Origin of the sequence: uncultured Gemella sp. (assembly GCF_963525875.1) — a bacterium.
Taxonomy (GTDB): Bacteria; Bacillota; Bacilli; order Staphylococcales; family Gemellaceae; genus Gemella.
Genome location: NZ_CAURMG010000020.1, coordinates 1 through 19,468, shown reverse-complemented (window position 1 = coordinate 19,468; position 19,468 = coordinate 1). Strand labels below are relative to the sequence as shown.

Genomic DNA, 19,468 nt, shown 5'->3' with positions numbered 1-19,468 from the left:
TGTACCCCTTTTACTGGACAAAGCAGTGAAAGGGGTACATATCATTTCTTCGAAATCACGATTTTTGAGTCACTCCCTTTTATTTTATTTAACTAAAGAATAGCTTATGTCGATTAATTCTTTAATAGTTTCCAATTTAATATTTTTATCTAAAACTATACTAATCCAATGCTTTTTATTCATATGGTATGCTGGAAAAATATTTTGATTGTCTATAATATCTAAGATTTTATCCGTAGGATATTTTACATTTAGAATTTTCACCTTAGTTGTAATATCAGTATTTTTATTCAATTTATTATACTCTACATCCGATAACAAAGCATACCATTTATTTTTTTCATTTACAAATGCCAATATATCTGGATGTTTTTTAAAAGGATTAACACTGTTCTCGCCGTATTTACTATTACAATAGTTGATAACTTCTGAACCTATTTTTCCTGATTCATCAGCTAATCCTAATATAGAACTTAGTAGATTCTCTACATATTCTCTAACATTTTGAACCGTTTCACCTACGGCACTATCTACGCTATACAATGAGTAAACCTCATCGAATTCTAAATCATAAACTTCTATCAAAAGTTGACTATCCACAAATACAATTTCTATTAAAAAACTACCGTCTAAAATTTCTTTTCGATATATTAGCTTTTCCGCTTCTTCCCTAAATCCAAACCCTTTTAGCTGTTCCTTAGAAAAGTTATATTTTTCTACGTCTATTATTTTCATTTTTTATTTTTCAAATCTAGCTCTATCGTGACTTTGACTCCACTTATCTACCTCCGGTCCTTTTGGCACAATAGTTTTCCCTGCTGATGAATAATATCCGATCTTTATTGCTTCAAAATCTGTTGTAGATCCGAATCCTGGTGTTTGATATAAATCTTTTAAATAGTTGAAAATGTTAGGATATTCCTCAATTCTCTTTTTATTCGCAGAATATAATCCATAATAAACGACATCAAAACGAATCATAGTAGTATAGAAACGAATATCTGTTTCTGTTATTGTATTACCATGGAAGTATCTTTGATTTGATAAACGTTTCTCAAATACATCCATCATATCGAAGAATCTATCGAATGCCTCATCATATTTTTCTTGGCTTTCAGCAAATCCCATTCCATATACACCATCATTAATAGCTACAGCTAATTTTTCATTCCACTCATCAATTTGATCAGCAAGATGTTCAGGATATAAATCTATTCCGTCTTTCTTATGTAGTTTACTAAATACTGTCGCAAATTCGTGAAGTAACTCTGCTGATTCTTTTCTAACTACTTTTCCTGTAGTTACATCAACAAGCACTGGTACTGAATATGGTCCTTCATAATCTGAATCACTATTTAAGTACACATCTTTAATTTTAGATTGTTTTAAAACTGGATCTACCCCATCTTTATCTAAGCTAAATTGCCATCCTTCTTTTCCACGGCGATAATCCAATGTTCCTAAACTTATCGCATCATCTAACCCTAGTATCTCTCTTGCTATAACCGCTCTATGTGCATACGGGCAGACTGCAGTCCAAAACAATCTATATCTTCCTTCCTCTATAGGTTGTTCATCTGTACCAAATGGTTTACTAAAAAATTTTTTCATATGATTTTCTCCTTTTTAATTTTCTATAAATTTTTTCGCTTCTTCATAAATATACATAACGTTCAAAGTATGTTCTTTCTGATCATTCATAAATTCAAAATCTTTATTATCTATAACTTCAACGAATTTTTTAAACTCAGCAAACATTCTATGTGAATGGATATTTTTATTTTCATTTATAAAATTATCTTTTGTTTGAATACTGTAATTAGGAACTTCATTTGTAGGACCAATAACTTTAATTATACCTTGATCACCTTGAATATTTACATGACTATTATTAAACGTATCTTTAGCTGCTATGCATACTACTTTAAAGCTATCATATTCTAATAGAAGAATACCAGAAGTATCTACATCATTTACTATATTAGGTGAATAATGTACATTACTAGGTTTGCCAAACAATCCAACAACAAAATGAATATTATAAATATTTAAATCACCAAGTACTCCTCCACCTTTACTTTTATCAAAAACCGGAGCTATTACTCCATTTTTAAATGCTTCATATCTTGAAGAAAGTTGAGAAAAATTACACTCAACTAGTCGTATTTCTCCTATGTTATCAATATTGTCTTTTATAACAAGATAATTTTTTTGATATTGATTTGTTATTGCTTCTATTAAAATTAATCCTTTATCTTCAGCGATTTCAAACAATTCTACAGCTTCGTCATACTTTAACGTAAAAGGTTTTTCACAAATAACATTTTTACCAGCTTCTAGAGCCTTCTTAGCAACTTCATAATGTAAGTTATTTGGAACTGCAACATAAATCGTATCAATCGCTTTATTTTCCAGACAAAAATCAATATCAGTATATATATTATTAATATTATATTTAGACTGTAATTCTTTTAAATTATCAATATTTCTAGCTGTTATAGCTTCTAATTTTATTTCTGGAAGTTCATGTACAAAAGATAAAAAATCTTTCACTATCATTCCAGAACCAATAATTCCTAATTTCATGTTTTCCTCCAAACCACTATGTGTCCTTTAATTATATCGTTATAAACTCACACTAGCAACTTTTCTGCATAAAAAAAGGAATCATAAGCTTTAAGCTCATGACCCTTCTCATCAGTCCTAAATTTTGGAGACTCTAAAAAGGGACTGACCCAAAAGCATAAAGAAAAACCAAGAAAAGATTGATAAAAATTCTTTTCTTGGTTTTTTGAATGATTTTTGATGGAAATTCTAAAAAATGAAAAATATTCCCCAATAAAATTAGCTAATCCGCCTTGTCTTATCAGGTGTTTTGCTAATTTTATTAAATTATGGGAAATAGCGTGCAGGGCAAATTCGACCCTCACATTTTCAATTCCTCGAAGGGAAAATCTTGTGAACGCCAAGTTCTGTTTTAAATTACCGAAGAAGCTTTCGATTTCTATCTTTCTTTTTGAGTATATGTTTTTAGTTTCTTCGTTTTCTAAAAGTAAATATCTTTGTTTCGCTTTTAACTCTTCATACGTTGGATTATATAGTATTGTTCTATTACCTTTTGCTTTTGTACACAGGTGTTTTATTGGACAATCACTACAGTCTTCACATTTGTATTGTTTGAAATCTCTTTTATATCCGTATTTATCAGTTCTACTTATATATTTTTCAAAATCTACATATCTATTATTTGCGCATATAAAACTATCACTAAATACATCATATTTCCAGTTTGATGAGTTTTTTATGTCTTTTTTGTATTTGTTCATCTGTTCTTTTCTCATCATATTATATGGTATTAGTGCTTGATAATTATTTTCTTCGCAGTAAATATAGTTTTCTTCACTTCCGTATCCTGCATCAGCTTCTATTGTTTTTGGTTCTATTATTCCTTGTACTTTGATATTTTCTATATGTGATTGTAATGTTCTTACATCTGTTGGATTTTGATGTATTGTAAAACCTAATACATATTGATTATGTGTGCCTACCTGTACATTGTATCCTGCTTTTAGTTGCCCATTTTTCATATGGTCTTCTTTCATTCTCATGAATGTTGCGTCTTTATCTGTTTTTGAATAACTATTTCTGTCTTTTAATATTTCTAGCTGATTTTCGTATTTTTGCAGTCTTGGTAGATAGTCTTCTTTTATTTTCTTTGTTATCTTATTGATTACTCGCTTTCTAGTTTTAGGGATTTCTTGTATTTCTTGTTCTTCTTTTATTTCTTCTAATACTTCTACTATTTGCTCAATTTCTTTAGATCCTAGATTGTCTATATCTTGTAGTATTTCTTGTGATAACTCTTTTAAATCCGACAATCCTTTTACTGTTTCTTCTTGTTTTAATTCTTCTTCACTCAAGTTGCTTGCTTCTTCTAGAAATTCCGTTATTTTTTCTGTTATTTTTTCTTTGTATCTTTGTGTTGATTTTTTCCATACAAATGTGTATTTATTCGCATTTGCTTCTATTTTTGTTCCATCTAGATAATATATACTAGGGTCTATAAGTTCTGCTTCTATCAATCTTAGTACTATCGCTTTAAATACTTCTTCTATTAATTCTTTCTTTTCTACTCGAAATCTATTTATTGTACGAAAATCTGGTGTTTGTCTTGCGGCTAACCATATCATCGGAAGGTTTTCTTTGCATAGTTTTTCTATTTTTCTTCCACTTGTCACTTTATTTATATATGCGTAGATTATTATTTTCAACATCATTTTTGGATGGTATGAACATCTGCCTCCACCTTTATATGATTGTCTTAGTATTTTTTCATCTATTCCTTCTACTACTTGATTTACTAGTTTTGATATGTGATTTTCTTCTATCCAATCAGTTATATCCATTGGCATTTGTAGTTGATTCATGTTATAATTTTTATAGGTAACTTTGTTACTCATTTATATCATCTCCTTTGATTTTTTGGTTTTTGGTTATACTATTATTATATCATGGGGATGATTTTTTGTTTATTAATTTTAAAAAGAAGTACCGAGTTTTTTTCTCGATACTTCTTTTTTACTGGTCTTTTGGGTCAGCCCCCTTTACTCTATGCAACATACTAACTAATTGCTTTATATACATATTTTATACTGTTTTCTTTGATTTTACAAATTATTTTTTTAATATAGAATCAAATAAATAAAATCCTATAGAATTATTAGTAAATCTACTAATTTTAGTCATAAAAATACAACCATTACTAGAAATACTTTCTTGTAGTGCTAAATAAACTAAAGCAGGTGCTAATTGAAATAAAACTGCTTCATAATATTCATTTTCTTTTTCAATTAACAAAATAGCTTTCTTATACAATTCTCTCTCTTTTATTCCAACCTCTTTATCTAATATCAAATTATATAAATCAGTTAAAATTTCTTCTTCTTTAGGAAAATAATTAAACATATAAAATTCCTAATAATTACCAATTAATAGTTGGTTCCAATGGTAAACCACCACCAGCACTACCCCAGCCATCATTCGTAATAGTAGTATACTGATGAAAAGTAGTAACTTCTGTACTTCCTTTTGCATCAGCTATATTAAAATTTAAAAACATACTACCTGATAATAAAACAAAAAATAATTTCTTTTTCATAATAATAGAACCTTCTTTCTGTTATTTTTTAGAAATTTTAACATTTTTTTGATATTAGAAATGAATTGTTAATTTTATTATATTGTAAAAAAATAAAAAATACAAATCTTTTATTTAATTTTTTAAAATTTTTGTTAAAACATCACTCTTGACACTCTGTCAAAATACTTTCTATTTCTTTTAATTCTTTTATAAACTTACTATCTTTATTCCCCTAATATATATACAATCTTTCTTCTGCTCTTGTCATTGCTACATAAAGCAATCGTCTTTCTTCTTCTACTACATTTGTTTCTAACAATACATTTTTATCTAACTTTTCATAGTTTGCTTTATACAAATAAAGATAATTCTCATCTATATTCATTATAAATACATTTTTTAATTCAAGTCCCTTATATAATTAATTTAACTTTGAATTTGTCTCCCTGTCAAATTTGATAGATTGTTTTATTTTTTATATTTAGTTGTCTTCATACAGGCAAGCTCATCTTTTATTGATAGGATTACTTTTTTGTATAACAAAATGTACAAATATTTCTTTTGTAACTACTTTCTTAATTAATAAAAAAATAATTAGTATGGATTTTTCTCATCCACACTAATTATTATACACCCTATTATTTTATGCTTTTTTTCTAGATTTAATTGCCCCTACTATTATCGGAATTAAACTAATTAAAACAATAGCAATTACAACTATAGAAAAGTTGTTTTTAACAGATGGAATATTTCCAAAGATATACCCTACTGATACAAATAATGTACACCAGCAAAGTCCTCCGAAAAAGTCAATAACTCTAAACTTAGAATATTTCATCTTACCAGCTCCTACGATAAATGGAACTATTGTACGAATAATTGGGAAAAATCTCGCTAAGAAAATAGACTTTCCTCCATGTTTTGCTACAAAGTTTTCAGCGTCCTTTATGTTCTCATCGGACACAAACTTTTTAAACCATGCTTTACTCTTCAGATAATCAGAGAAGTTTCTTCCAATGAAATAGTTACAATTATCACCGATTACTGCAGCACTTATACATAAGAATAATAGTAAAAAGATATTATTCCCTGTTGCTGCCCACAATGCACCACTAGCGAACAATAATGAATCACCTGGTAAAAACGGCATGAACACAACCCCAGTTTCAATAAAAATAATTAAAAATATTATTCCATACATCCACCATGGTCCATGTTGCGTCATCAATTCACCTAGATGTTTGTCAATATGCAATACAAAATCAATTAAAAATTTAATTGTTTCCAATGTAATCCTCCTAAAATTAATATATCCTAATGATTATACCATAGACACTATAACCTGTCTAATAATCATATAGCTTTAAACATTAATCTCTTATGAATTTTTTCATTTCATCAATGTAGTCAGCATTGCTATCATGTTTTCTAAGATGATTAAGAACTCCGATTGTTGGTTCACTAACATCTTCAAGCTTTCTACGAGTTTGCCATAAAATTTTCACTTCATCTTCTGTCAATAATAGATCTTCTTTTCTTGTAGAACTCTTCAAGAAATCAATAGCTGGATAAACTCTTCTTGAAGCTAACTCTGGTGATAAGACAATTTCCATATTCCCTGTTCCTTTAAACTCTTCAAATATTAAATCATCCATTCTAGAACCCGTATTAATTAAGGCAGTTGCGATTATAGTTAAACTTCCTCCACCTTCAACATTTCTCGCTGCTCCAAAAAATGCTTTTGGTTTGTGAAGACTCGATGGATCTACCCCACCACTTAAGACTTTCCCACTACTTGGCTCAACAATGTTATAAGCACGTGCAAGTCTTGTTATACTATCCATAAGTATAATTACATCTTGACCAAGTTCTACACGACGTTTAGCATGTTCAATTACAAGCTCAGCTACTTTGATATGATTTTCTGAAGTTTCATCAAATGTAGAACTTACAACATCTGCTCCTTTTACTGACCTTTCCATGTCAGTAACCTCTTCTGGTCTTTCATCAATTAAAAGAATAATTAACTTCTTATCAGGATAATTCTTTCTAATAGAATTTGCTATATCTTTTAGTAATGTTGTTTTACCAACTTTAGGAGGCGCTACTATTAATCCTCGTTGCCCGAACCCAATCGGCGCTACTAGATCAACAAATCTTGTAGACAGTTTCTCCTTTGTAGTCTCTAAAACAATTTTTTGATTTGGATAAATTGGTGTTAATGCTTGGAAGTGCGCTCTACCCTTTGCAACCTCTGCATCTACATCATTGACCTTATCTACCTGTAATATACCTGCAAATCTCTCACCTTCACGTGGTTTACGAACTTTACCAAAGACTTCATCACCTTTTTTCAGCTCAAAACGACGAATTTGAGAAGCAGAAATATAAATGTCCGTTTCTCCTTTTTTATAATCAACAGTTCTTAGGAATCCAAAACCATTTTCTGAGTGAATATCATCTAAGATTCCAGAAGCATAGTAATGTTCTTCACTTACCGATTGTTTTTCTAAAATTGCCAAAACTAATTCTTTTTTATTTAATGTATAATACCTTGGAACACCAAGTTCTTTAGCTAATGCAGTCAGTTCTTTAGTATTCATACTTTTATACATTTCATCAAATTTAATGTTACTCATTTTCTTCCTTTCTCTGTATATTGTACAGAAATCTAACGAAAAATATTTCAAAAAAAAATATTTTATTTAAAATTTTCTAAAATTCCTAACAACTTTAAACGAGAGTAACTTAAAACCATTATCTTCAAAATCGATTTTAAAAGTTACCCCCGTTCAGTTCATCAAATATCTTAAACTCTTATTTTTTTTACTTATCTCTTACTTAGTACAATTACTGCTGATAGAATAAAACCTGCCCCAATTAAGTCTATCGTTCCAAATGTCGTCCCTAGTAACAGGAATGAGAACATTATAGCTGCAATCGGTTCAAAGCATCCGATAATACTTCCCGTGACCGCACCGATTAACCTAACACCTTCTAGATATGTAGAAAATGATAAAATTGTACCAACTATAATTACTCCTGACATACATATTAAATCAATCAATTTAAAATTATCTGGAATATAATAACTACCTGTTAAGAAGTATACTACAATACCAGAAAATAATAGCCCCCAAGCCATTATAGGCATTACACCATATTTTGTAGTTAGACTGATTGAAAAAATATTATAACTAGCAAGACCAAATGCAGAAAGTAATCCCCAGAATAATCCTAATGTAGAAATATTTAGTTTACTAAAATCAAAATGGGTTGCTATTAACACCGTTCCAAATAGTGAAACTACTATTGCAATAACTTCTCTCGGAAGAGGACATCTTCTACCTATAACACAATAATATAACATTATTATTACTGGACCAATATACTGTATGACCGTTGCCATACCAGCATTGGTATACTTAATTGTTAAGAAGAATGTCCCCTGACAGATTAACAGACCAAAAAATGAGAAATTTAGTAGTTTTAAAATATCTTTCTTATCTGTAAATACTCTTACTAAGTTGTTTTTATCTTTAAGAAATAACATAGCTACCATCACAATTCCAGAAAAAAATAATCTATTAGCTATTATCCAAACAGGGTCTATTTTTGATATATTTAGTAAATATTCTCCTAATACTCCCGATAATCCCCAACACGTGGCTCCTAACAGTGTAAGAATAGCTCCTTTTTTTATTGTACTCTGTCTCATCATATTTCTCCTAATGATCAAATAATTTAAGACTAGAACTTACAATTCTATCGGATTTTTCTATAACATCATTATAATTTTCATCTTTTGATAGCAAAATACTTGTAAATAATGTAATCATATTATTTTGAGCTACCATCATATTCCCACATGTATAAAACTTAGCATCTAAATTATTAGTAATATACCCGAATGGAGAATACCAAAATCCATAACCCACATTATAATTATCATCAAGAAATTTCTTTGCTACATTTTCAGGATATCCTTTTATTATTGGCATAGGATATAAAAGACTAAGAGCTTTTATCGCTTGTTGTGAATCTTCAACTTTAGAATTTAAAACAGAAAATACGTCGAGCTTTTTCCCCATTAGAGTCTTGTCATCATACACCTTAAAATCAGTATTATAATGCGATTCAAAATCTTCCTTATACTCATTAATTATTTCTTCTTCATCGAACATAACTGAATAATCATTATTGAATAAATTCTCTTTTTTCAAATAAAGATGTGCTTTTAGATCATTATCTGTGTAATCTAAAGAGATTAGAGGATTTGTAGTAATGAATAAACTTTTTTTTGATTCAAAAGCTATAAAATATCTATTTTTACTTAGAAGATACTTTGTAATTGCTCCTAATGAAGTATTATTCTCTAATAATATTAAATTCTTTCTTGATAATACGATACGCTTTAGTTCTTCTTTTTCAATTTTAAGAAGAGCGGTCCTAATGTTTTCTTGCCAAAGTTCTGGATAAATTTCTCTAACCACTGATATTTTCGGCTCATTTGATATCTCATTTTTATCATCAAGTTTGTTTAAAAATGAAATTCTCTCAGACCATAATTCCGCGAATTCTTTTTCTTCTTTCATGTTAAAGAACATAGTGATATATACGTCTTCATCTTTAAAAACTGCAAGTATTCCCGGAACAACAAATGAAGTATCACTAAAATCGACCCATTCTTGGCTATTTTTGTTTTTACCATCTGAGACTCCACCATATATACCAAAATACTCTGAATCATGTTCATCTATTTCTAAAAATGTAACCTGAGCTTTTAATTCTTCAAAACCAGATAAGACACTACTATTATCAAAACTTGTTAAAAAATCGTTAGAATCCAACAACCACGTTGTTTCATAACCTATTCCAATTATAGATGATTTCGTATCTGGTGTCCTTATAATAAATCTTTCTCCTTTTTTAGGAGAAAACAAACTAATGAATTGGTCTTCAGTAAATGTCTTCTTCAATTTGAATTTTACAACAAGTTTATCATCAAGAACTGTATCGCTAAAATCATAGTCTATAATTCTCTGATAATCATTCATATATATTACCTATCCTTTTTTAGCTCCTCATTTTGAAGTCTTTCTTCTCGCTCTTTAATTTCTAATTTTTTTTGTCTTTGTTTAATTAATCTATTTACTTCTTCTTCAGATTTATAACTAGCTTCTTTATCTGTAAAAATAAATAAATTCTTATGATTATTTAAGATTGATAACACAGTTTTATTTTCTGAATCCTCATTTTCAAATAACTCTGCAATATACTGTCTCTTATCTTTTCCTAAAACAACAACAAATAAATTTCTAGCAGACATCAGGTTCTCATAACCTATACTAATCAGCTTATTACCCGTAATTTCCATACCAGCTTCTTGCAATTGAGTTTTTTCTTCATCTGAGAATTCCACAATATGCAGATCTTTATTTACCTCATCAGCATAACGATAATCTAATATTCCTCCATCAGAACCTAAAAACACTACCGCAACATCGATAGGATTCTCTCCAAGTACTTCTTTATAGTTATTAAGTTCCTCTTCACCCTCATTGCTATTTAGCGTCTGTGGATAATAGATATTCTTCGTTTCAACATCAATTTTTTTAAATAATTCATGTCTTGCATATCTATATAACCCAAATCTTTCCTCAATATCTATATCAGCAAACTCTCTTTGTCCCAACACTATGACGTGTTTATAACGATATTTTCCAGTCTTATTATCATCAATCATTCTGTTCGTAAACTGAGTATTTATTATATTTTCCGGTAAACAAATAACTGCTCCATCCTCAATATTCTTTTCAAATTCATCATACATTCTATTTAATACTGCAGTTTCACTATTACAAACTATATATTTCACGCTTTCACCTCCAAATTTTATTGTTCAAATTTAATTCCTATTATACCACAATTAACTCTTACTAACAACGTGTTAAGTTTTTATTCAACTTCAATCAGCCTTGATAATACATACGAATAAACATATGTTTTAATATTTTCTAATTGATAATAATCTTCAACTGCTTCTTTATAAATTCTCAGTTGCTCTTTATGTCTGTCTTTTAAAATATTTTCTCCAGTTTTAGTTGTAACATGATCTGTTTTATAATCCACAATTATCGCTTCTTTATTAGAAACACGAATAAACAAATCAACAACACCTTGTAAAATTACAGCTATTTCACTATCACTGTCCTTATAAAGTTCTTTAGCTTTTTTAGATGTTGTAAATGCTATTTCTGTCTGACAAAATTCCGCAGACAAAACGGTATTCATCAATTCACTATTTACAAAATTCTCAATTTTTTCTAAGTCATCTTCATTATTTATAATATCAAATTCCTCAACAGTCAAGATTCTATTTTCTTTAATATTTTGAAATAGATTATCTGTTTTCTTTAAGTTATGAACATACTCTCTAACTTCAATAATTTTCACACCATTTCTAATATCATTAACAATTTTCTCAAATAACTTATGGATAATATTACCTCTTAAAATTGCCTTACTAGATGAATTGGCACTTTTCAAAGTTGTAAATTCTAAATAACCACGCTTTTCTTTTTTTTGTATAAAAGTACTATTATCTGTATTGATTTTTTTCAAAGCACTATAAGATGTTTTTGCTGGAAATATTTTATCCCTAACATTCACTTCTTCAGTTTCATCTTTATTCTGTTGTTTCATTTCAAAGCTTTTATAAAAATCTCCTAAATCAAATTTAAACTCCGCTTCAATTCCTTCGTAAAATGGTTCAGCTTCATACCCTTCAAATTTTGCATCACGTTCATTTTCATAATCAAAACCAGCTTCGTATTCACTTAAAAGATTATTTAAAATCTTTTCAAAATTGTCATCTTCAATAATAGCTTGAGATAAAGTTTTATCTTTAGCTTCATCATTATTTAATTCAATACCATTAGGACTTACGATAAATAAAGAATTTTTGGCACGAGTTAGCGCAACATATAAGTTACGAACTTCTTCTTCTCTTTCTCGTATTTTTATCAATACACTATTATAATTATACAATCTATTTAGTTTTTCAACATTAGGGCATCTAAATCCTAACCTTTCACATATATTATCTACATTGATACTTAGACCGAAGTTCTCTGTAAATAATGCTTCACCCGTATATCCTCTTTTACTAAAGGAAGTATCTAAATCTGCTACAAAAACTTCTTTATACTCTAATCCCTTAGAAATATGAATTGTAGACAATGTTACACTATCATTTGGAGTTCTTTTTTTCGTTTCAAAAACTTCTTCACTTTTTATGGTTTTTAATTGACTGACTAACCCTGATAACTTATTATCGAATCTTTGATATTCATTGACAATATCAACAAAATTCTCGAAATAATCTAACTCTTCATCATCTACACTTATTGTTACTAAATAATTTCTAAAATCTATATCCCTTTCTATACAGTCTAATAAATTCGGCAGAGAATTATTTAAACTAAAGTTTAACCATTTTATTATTTGATTCTCAGTTTTGTTGTCTTTCTCAGTATTACTATTTCGTAATTTTTCAAAAAGACTTTTACCTTTTTGTAGTGATAATTGTAATAATTCATCATTGTTATAATCAAAAATTTCAGTATGTAAAATTGCTAATAAACTTGCATCTCTATTTGTATTATCCAAGAAATTTAACATATTATACAATATATTAAAACAAGTAGATTCTGTAAAACCAACTTTTTCTTTAAAAAATAGAGGAATATTGTATTTACTAAAAATTTCTTTAAAACTATTCATTTTAGTGCTATTTCTTACCAAAATAGCATAATCACTATATTTTTTCCCGTTTTTTACACCATTTAATATTTCATAAGCAATATTCTCAATAGACTGCTCTCTGTAATTTTTTTTGTCTTCTATAACGTTTCCTGTAAAATAATTAGTTTTACCATTTATAAATTTAGTAGGAGTTATTTCATGTTCTTTGTTTTCTTTTGCTTTAGGGTAATATAAAGCACTATCTTTATCGTAACTCACACCTGCATTCTTATTTCCCATCAGTCTATTGAAAATAAAGTTACTACATTTCAAGATGTTCTCATCACTTCTAAAGTTCTCTTTTAAAACTATGCAAATACCCTCTGAATCACTTTCAAATGAATATTCATTTTCTACATTATAATTATCGATTACTAATTTTTTATAACTATTATATTTTTGTTCGAAGAGATCAGGGTTAGAGCCCCTAAAACCATAGATTGCTTGTTTTACATCACCTACTCTAAAGAAATAAGCATCTTCTCCCCTAATTAAATTCAATATATACTCTTGAAGGTTGTTATTATCTTGATATTCATCAACATATATCTCTAAAAAATAATTTCTATAATAATGTGCTGCTTCACTAAGAACAATTTTATTATTTTTCTCCTTTGTTAAAGCCTTAATCGCAAGATGATTCAAATCAGAAAAATCTAGGAAATTATTTTCACGTTTTCTTTTTATAAAATCATTATGTACTTGCTTTAATAAATTAGTTATTGATTTAGAAAGTATATCCATCTTTTCATTAATCTTAAAATAATCAACATAATCTTTAAGAGTATTGTAAATACTACTAAGTAGTGTTGTATCGAATACATTATCTTTTATTTCCAATTGAGAACTAAGGTTGTTTTCAATAATTCTAATTTCTTCTAATCGTTCTAGATTACTCTTTTCAATTTCTTCTATTTGAATATATTTAGTAATCTTTTCTTTTTTACTACTATCTAAATCAACTAGTGACAAAATATCTAAACTTGACTCTTTTAAGTTATTTTCTAAACATTTGTTTATAAATCTACTAAAATTTAATGCTTTGGTAATATCTTCTTTTCCGATTAATTCTTCTATTTTTTCAAATTCCTCTACTACCTCAACTTCAGTTGTATTCAATTTTTCTAATATCAATGAATTTAATCTAGTAAAATCAGTATCTAAAAAATTTAAAAAGTTTGGGATATTCAACAACTTATAATATATATCCATAATAAATGAACTAATGTTTTGTTTAGATCCAAATATAGCAAACAACAAATCTGAACTAATAGAATCTTCTTGGACAAATCTTTCAAGAACATTTCCAATAGTTTCAGTTAACAATCCTTTACTATTTGCTAGAATACTAAAATTCGGTGATAAATACGTAATTTGATTATCAATTTTTTCTTCAACTAAGTAATAGAATTTTTTTAGTACATTTAAACAAAAACTATCAATTGTACTTACATAAGCATCATTCATTAACATTCTTTGTTTTCGTAAAAATAAAAGATCTTCCTCTCTTTTCGTTGATAATAATCGTTCACTTATTTTATCTTCAATTCTAACAATCATATTCTTAGCTGCAGCTGTTGTAAACGTTAAGACTAATAGTCTATCTATATCCCACCTATTCGTCGCTACTTTTCTTGCTATTCTTTCTGAAAGAACTTCTGTTTTTCCACTTCCCGCCGCTGCAGCAACGAGAATATCTGCACCTGTTATAGCAATTGCTTGCCACTGTGGTGATGTTGGTGGATATTTTCTAGAAGCGGCTATATTATCTATTTTTTCTATTTTAATCATGAATTCATCCTCTAATTTGCTTTATTAACCACTTTATATTTTAACATAATTTAAGCATTATGGTATAATATTTTAAGATAACAACGTAGTTATTATAAGAAGAAATATAATAGGTAAAAATAATGAAACATAAACTTTTAGCTTTGGCCCCTCTTATAGCAGCCAGTTCAATAATTAGACAAAATAAAAATCTAAAAATAACAAATACACACCTTAGTTTTAACAACCTACCTAAGGAATTTAATAATTTTAAAATTGCTCAAATAAGTGATATTCACTGTAATAAAGTTGGTTCTAGTGATATTACATTTATAAACAAAATAAAAAAATTTTCACCAGATATTATAGTTATTACTGGTGATCTACTAGATAGTTATAACAATGACATGGATATTGCATACAATATACTTTGTCAACTTTCCGTGATTTCCCAATGCTATTTTGTTTCTGGCAATCATGAATTAAGACTCCCGGAAGAATATGAAAAATTAAAAGAAATGCTAAATAAATTAAATATAACTAACTTAAACAATAGCTCAATATTATTAGAAAAAAACAGTAAATCTATTAATCTAGCTGGTGTGGAAGACTATAATTATTTTAAAAATGAAGATAATTTAAATCATAGAGCAAACTTCAAAAAAACATTAGAAGAGCTAAACTTGGCTAATCATTTTAATATTTTATTATCACATCGACCTGAGAAATTTCCAATGTATATAGAAACCAATTATGATTTAATTTTTTCTGGACATGCACACGGTGGACAATGGAGAGTACCGTTTTTAGGTGGAATTTTTTCGCCTAGCCAAGGATTTTTCCCAAAATACACTAGCGGAAAATATATACAAAATGATTCAACACTTATTGTATCTCGTGGTCTTGGGAACAGTTCATTTCCTATAAGAATAAATAACAGAATAGAATTAGTTTTAGTAACATTAAAAAAAGGTGAGGATTAAAAATCGTTATTTCTTAGAAATCGATTTTTAATCCTCACCTTTTACTTATTATTTTCAAAAAAAGAATTACAAATTACAACAAACTTTTTTTCAAGGAAGTTAATACTTAATCTCTTATAAGTTATGATATCCGTATATATCTTCTGTATTATTTAAAATATAGTTTCTCAAATTTTTCTATTTTTTCTTCAAAATCTTGAAGAGCTAATTCGATTGCTTCAGGTTTAGACATATCGACACCTGCATTTTTTAGAACTTCAATTGGATAATTAGAATTTCCTTTTGAAAGGAATTCATCAATATAAATCTTAGCGTTGTTACTATCTTTTAAAATTAGTTTAGATAGAGCTTGTGCAGCAGAGTATCCTGTTGCATATTGATATACATAGTAATTATAATAGAAATGAGGAACTCTTGACCACTCATATTTTATATCTTCATCATAAGTAAATACATCTCCATAGTATTTTTTAACTAGGTTGAAATATTCATTATTTAAATAATCCGCTGTTATTGCACCACCATTTTGAAGATGTTGATTTATAGTATGCTCAAATTCTGCAAATTGTGTTTGTCTATAAACTGTACCTACAAATCCACTTAGTGCTTGGTTAAGGACACGTAGCATTCCATTATAATTTTCTTCTTTTTCGAATTTATTGTATAAATATTCAGTTAGCAATGCTTCATTACATGTTGACGCTACCTCTGCTACAAATATTGAATAACTTCCATAAACATATGGTTGATTTTTTCGTGTATAGAATGAATGCATTGAGTGTCCAAGTTCATGAATTAAAGTATATACATCATTTAATGTCCCATCAAAATTTAATAATACAAATGGTTTAGTCGTATATCCTCCCCATGAATAGGCTCCTGAACGCTTTCCTTTATTTGGATAAATATCAATCCATCGTTCAGTAAATGCTTTTTTCATATCATTTACATACTCTTCTCCCAGAGGTTTCACCGCTTCTAAAACTATATCACGAGCCTCTTCGAATGTAAATTTAATAGGTTCTCCTTCTACCATCGAAACGCCTCTATCATACAATCTAAAATCGTCAAATCCTTTTACTTTTTTATGAAGTTCATAATATTTTTGTAAAGCCGGAATTTTTTTATTCACTACAGAGACTAAATTATCATATACTTCTTCTGGAATTAAATTATTAGATAGTGCATTGTTACGAGTTGACGAGTACTTGTATACATCAGCATAATATTTTTTTCGTTTTAAATTTCCACCAAGTGTTGCAGCTAAAGTATTGTTATGTTTTTTAAAATAATCATACAGTGCATGAAAAGTGTTTTTTCTTAAAATTCTATCTGTACTTTCCATGTGTGTACCATAGGTACCATGAGTTAAAGTATGTTTATTTCCATCTTTATCTTCTACAGTATCAAAAGACACATCAGCATTATTTAATGCAGCAAAAGTCTCATCACACGCACTCAATGCCTCGCCAGCCATTGAGATAATTTTTTCTTGTTCAGGATCTAAAGTATGCAGACGTTTTTTATTTAACTTTTCTAACTCAAACTTATAAACTGCCAATTCATCAAGTTCTTCAACATAACCTAATAGAACTTTCTCTTCAATCGAAAGTAGCTCTGGTTTTAAAAATGACCACTCAGCATAAAATCTAGAACTTAAATTTCTTGTTTTTGCATATAATTCAGCATAAAATGGGTCTGTACTGTCTTGATCTTTTTTTAAAGATGAATAAATTGATAACTGTTCAACTTTCAACATCGATTCACCTTCAACTTTAAATACTTCTAAAAGGCCTTTAGCACCTTCCAATACTTTTCCTTTATAATTTTTTATCTTAGGAATAAACGCTTCTACTTCATTAAATTGGTTCCAGAAATCATCATTCGTTTTAAAAATTGATTCCAAGTCCCATGTATTCTCAACTTTTTGATTTTTTCTTAGTAGTTCAGTCATATTCTTTCTCCTTATGTTTTATACATAGAGTTAATTATATCATATATTTTGTTAATTTGGTAATTTATTATTTTAAAACTAGAATAAATATTCTGAAAATAAGCGTTAATTGTATTATTTGCTTTTTATAAGATGATCATATCTTTCGTGACCTATAAATATTTCACAATCTTTTTTAAACCCATAACTTTCATATAACTTTCTTGCTCTATAGTTAGACTGTGCAACATTTAAACTTAGCTTCTTATAAGAAACATTAACAAATTCAGTTAAAAGTTTATTTCCAATTCCTTCTCCCCTTGCGTCAGAAAAAACATATAGAGTGTCTAAATAAAATTCATCAGTTAATACTTCATCATAATCAAATATTATTGAATCTTTTTTAAGTCCGAAATTCTTAACTACTTCATTAAACCAAAAATCTTTCATAAAAAGAACATCATTATAGTGATAAGAAAATGAAAATCCTTGTATATCGCCATTTTTCTCAAAAACCATGCAATTTTTGTAGCTAAATCTATCATAATTAGACGCAAATACATATTTCAAAATCTTAAAAATTTTATCTTCTGTATAATCAGTAAATATATCTATACCTAGTGATTTAATAAACTCAAATAATCCTTCTACTATTTTAATATCTTCTTTCGTTGCTTTTCTAATCATGTTACCTCTTTTTTCCAATTAATTACTTGAAATTTTACTCTACTTCACCAACATTAGCGTATCTCGCAAATGAAGGCTCATAATTTCTCACTTCGAAACCTAACTCTTCTAATACTACAGCAACGTACGAAGCACGAACTCCAGTAGTGCAATAAGTAATCTGAAGTTTATTTTTATCTAAACCTTTGTCAGTTACATAATCTTCTAATTCTTCTCTAGATTTTAAGAATCCATCGTTATCTACTAACGAGTTGAATGGTAGCGAAATGGCTCCAGGAATATGACCTGCTTTATTTTCTCCATAAATTACACGTCCATTATATTCAACTTCTAACCTAGTATCGATAATTTGAACATCTGCATCACCAATTTTTGACAATAATTCATCTGTAAAAATAGCTTTATCGTTGTTAGTTGCTTCGCTACGAACTACATCACTAACATCAATTCTATCAGATGACGATTCGTAGTTTTTGTTAAATCCAAGTTTTTCAACTTGTTTAAATCCACCATCGATAAACTTAACATTATTTAATCCCGCATACTTAAATGTATACAGAACACGTGCCTCATCTCCAAATCCATATTCTGGCATTGTAAATCCATAAACTAAAACTTCTGAATCATGAGAGATACCTAACTTCTTAAAGATTTGTTGGTAATTTCCCTTAGATAATAATTTTCCTAATTCTTCGCCTCCAAACTCTCCTAATAGACTTATATCAGTCCAATCGACAACTATTGCTTTGTCATACATTAAAGAACCCTCTTCTAGCATACTTCCTCTAGCATCAATAACTAAAACTTTATCATTAGATCTATTTTGTAATAAATACTCAGCATCAACTAATTTTTCAAAATCAAATTGTGTCATAAGTACCCCTCCTTAAAATTTAATTACTAGTTTATTATATCATAAATTATATAGAAAATATAATGTGTCTTCCTAACAAATATAAATAGAATAGCATACTTTTAAAGTTTCTATATAATAAAATAACTCTAAATATTCCCCCTCTTAAATCGTAGATATTTCTATTTACAAACCACTTTAAACATGTTATAATAAACCGAAATTGTTTCGAATTAAAATCAAGGAGAATATAAATGAATAAGAAAAAGATGATTATTTCTAGTGCATGCGGATCA

Annotated in this window: 16 protein-coding genes and 1 pseudogene; 1 reads left to right on the top strand and 16 read right to left on the bottom strand. The window is 28.3% G+C overall.

Features of this window, described 5'->3' with window-relative positions; genetic code table 11:
* Positions 1–84: 84 nt before the first annotated feature.
* The 13 genes and pseudogenes from RWQ73_RS04995 to RWQ73_RS04935 all read right to left on the bottom strand — a co-directional run bounded on the left by RWQ73_RS04995 (position 85) and on the right by RWQ73_RS04935 (position 14,737).
* Positions 85–735 (bottom strand): MmcQ/YjbR family DNA-binding protein, encoded by a 651-nt coding sequence (locus RWQ73_RS04995; RefSeq protein WP_314407011.1) that lies wholly within the window; start codon positions 733–735, stop codon positions 85–87.
* Positions 736–738: 3 nt separating this feature from the next.
* The gene (locus RWQ73_RS04990) at positions 739–1,611 is read right to left on the bottom strand and encodes a glutathione S-transferase C-terminal domain-containing protein (protein WP_314407010.1); all 873 of its coding nucleotides are present in this window, start codon (positions 1,609–1,611) and stop codon (positions 739–741) included.
* Positions 1,612–1,626: 15 nt separating this feature from the next.
* Positions 1,627–2,586: a Gfo/Idh/MocA family oxidoreductase gene (locus RWQ73_RS04985; protein WP_314407008.1), complete on the bottom strand. Its 960-nt coding sequence runs from the start codon at positions 2,584–2,586 to the stop codon at positions 1,627–1,629.
* A 47-nt stretch (positions 2,587–2,633) separates the two neighbouring features.
* On the bottom strand, positions 2,634–4,460 hold the full coding sequence (locus RWQ73_RS04980; protein ID WP_314407007.1) for an IS1182 family transposase: 1,827 nt from the start codon (positions 4,458–4,460) through the stop codon (positions 2,634–2,636).
* Positions 4,461–4,674: 214 nt separating this feature from the next.
* Positions 4,675–4,965: a bacteriocin immunity protein gene (locus RWQ73_RS04975; RefSeq protein ID WP_314407005.1), complete on the bottom strand. Its 291-nt coding sequence runs from the start codon at positions 4,963–4,965 to the stop codon at positions 4,675–4,677.
* Positions 4,966–4,981: 16 nt separating this feature from the next.
* Positions 4,982–5,119: a hypothetical protein gene (locus RWQ73_RS04970; RefSeq protein WP_314407003.1), complete on the bottom strand. Its 138-nt coding sequence runs from the start codon at positions 5,117–5,119 to the stop codon at positions 4,982–4,984.
* 253 nt (positions 5,120–5,372) lie between these two features.
* Positions 5,373–5,543: pseudogene (locus tag RWQ73_RS04965) on the bottom strand (3'-5' exonuclease); the annotation flags it as partial.
* Between the two features lie 240 nt (positions 5,544–5,783).
* Positions 5,784–6,428: a VTT domain-containing protein gene (locus tag RWQ73_RS04960; RefSeq protein WP_314407002.1), complete on the bottom strand. Its 645-nt coding sequence runs from the start codon at positions 6,426–6,428 to the stop codon at positions 5,784–5,786.
* An 82-nt stretch (positions 6,429–6,510) separates the two neighbouring features.
* Positions 6,511–7,779, bottom strand: coding sequence for a transcription termination factor Rho (gene rho / locus RWQ73_RS04955; RefSeq protein ID WP_314407000.1), 1,269 nt, complete (start codon positions 7,777–7,779; stop codon positions 6,511–6,513).
* A 191-nt stretch (positions 7,780–7,970) separates the two neighbouring features.
* On the bottom strand, positions 7,971–8,858 hold the full coding sequence (locus tag RWQ73_RS04950; protein WP_314406999.1) for a DMT family transporter: 888 nt from the start codon (positions 8,856–8,858) through the stop codon (positions 7,971–7,973).
* A gap of 10 nt (positions 8,859–8,868) precedes the next feature.
* Entirely contained in the window at positions 8,869–10,197 is a 1,329-nt protein-coding gene (locus tag RWQ73_RS04945) for a hypothetical protein (protein WP_314406998.1), read from the bottom strand.
* Positions 10,198–10,202: 5 nt separating this feature from the next.
* On the bottom strand, positions 10,203–11,018 hold the full coding sequence (locus RWQ73_RS04940; protein WP_314406996.1) for a glucosamine-6-phosphate isomerase: 816 nt from the start codon (positions 11,016–11,018) through the stop codon (positions 10,203–10,205).
* Between the two features lie 80 nt (positions 11,019–11,098).
* Entirely contained in the window at positions 11,099–14,737 is a 3,639-nt protein-coding gene (locus tag RWQ73_RS04935; protein WP_314406994.1) for a UvrD-helicase domain-containing protein, read from the bottom strand.
* A 122-nt stretch (positions 14,738–14,859) separates the two neighbouring features.
* Between RWQ73_RS04935 and RWQ73_RS04930 the strand changes: the two genes are divergently transcribed.
* Positions 14,860–15,699, top strand: coding sequence for a metallophosphoesterase (locus RWQ73_RS04930; RefSeq protein WP_314406993.1), 840 nt, complete (start codon positions 14,860–14,862; stop codon positions 15,697–15,699).
* A 148-nt stretch (positions 15,700–15,847) separates the two neighbouring features.
* Here RWQ73_RS04930 and pepF read toward each other — a convergent pair whose 3' ends face one another.
* The 3 genes from pepF to RWQ73_RS04915 all read right to left on the bottom strand — a co-directional run bounded on the left by pepF (position 15,848) and on the right by RWQ73_RS04915 (position 19,193).
* A complete protein-coding gene (gene pepF / locus RWQ73_RS04925) occupies positions 15,848–17,653 on the bottom strand; it encodes an oligoendopeptidase F (RefSeq protein ID WP_314406991.1) in 1,806 nt (601 codons plus the stop codon).
* Between the two features lie 114 nt (positions 17,654–17,767).
* A complete protein-coding gene (locus RWQ73_RS04920) occupies positions 17,768–18,319 on the bottom strand; it encodes a GNAT family N-acetyltransferase (RefSeq protein ID WP_314406990.1) in 552 nt (183 codons plus the stop codon).
* Between the two features lie 34 nt (positions 18,320–18,353).
* Positions 18,354–19,193 (bottom strand): rhodanese-like domain-containing protein, encoded by an 840-nt coding sequence (locus RWQ73_RS04915; RefSeq protein WP_314406988.1) that lies wholly within the window; start codon positions 19,191–19,193, stop codon positions 18,354–18,356.
* Between the last annotated feature and the right edge of the window lie 275 nt (positions 19,194–19,468).

Excerpts from the sequence above, each read along its gene's own strand:
- rho (WP_314407000.1), bottom strand. The coding sequence starts at position 7,779 with ATGAGTAACATTAAATTTGATGAAATGTATAAAAGTATGAATACTAAA.
- RWQ73_RS04930 (WP_314406993.1), top strand. The coding sequence starts at position 14,860 with ATGAAACATAAACTTTTAGCTTTGGCCCCTCTTATAGCAGCCAGTTCA.
- RWQ73_RS04915 (WP_314406988.1), bottom strand. The coding sequence starts at position 19,193 with ATGACACAATTTGATTTTGAAAAATTAGTTGATGCTGAGTATTTATTA.
- RWQ73_RS04950 (WP_314406999.1), bottom strand. The coding sequence starts at position 8,858 with ATGAGACAGAGTACAATAAAAAAAGGAGCTATTCTTACACTGTTAGGA.
- RWQ73_RS04980 (WP_314407007.1), bottom strand. The coding sequence starts at position 4,460 with ATGAGTAACAAAGTTACCTATAAAAATTATAACATGAATCAACTACAA.
- RWQ73_RS04945 (WP_314406998.1), bottom strand. The coding sequence starts at position 10,197 with ATGAATGATTATCAGAGAATTATAGACTATGATTTTAGCGATACAGTT.
- RWQ73_RS04935 (WP_314406994.1), bottom strand. The coding sequence starts at position 14,737 with ATGATTAAAATAGAAAAAATAGATAATATAGCCGCTTCTAGAAAATAT.
- RWQ73_RS04995 (WP_314407011.1), bottom strand. The coding sequence starts at position 735 with ATGAAAATAATAGACGTAGAAAAATATAACTTTTCTAAGGAACAGCTA.
- pepF (WP_314406991.1), bottom strand. The coding sequence starts at position 17,653 with ATGACTGAACTACTAAGAAAAAATCAAAAAGTTGAGAATACATGGGAC.
- RWQ73_RS04975 (WP_314407005.1), bottom strand. The coding sequence starts at position 4,965 with ATGTTTAATTATTTTCCTAAAGAAGAAGAAATTTTAACTGATTTATAT.
- RWQ73_RS04920 (WP_314406990.1), bottom strand. The coding sequence starts at position 18,319 with ATGATTAGAAAAGCAACGAAAGAAGATATTAAAATAGTAGAAGGATTA.
- RWQ73_RS04985 (WP_314407008.1), bottom strand. The coding sequence starts at position 2,586 with ATGAAATTAGGAATTATTGGTTCTGGAATGATAGTGAAAGATTTTTTA.
- RWQ73_RS04970 (WP_314407003.1), bottom strand. The coding sequence starts at position 5,119 with ATGTTTTTAAATTTTAATATAGCTGATGCAAAAGGAAGTACAGAAGTT.
- RWQ73_RS04990 (WP_314407010.1), bottom strand. The coding sequence starts at position 1,611 with ATGAAAAAATTTTTTAGTAAACCATTTGGTACAGATGAACAACCTATA.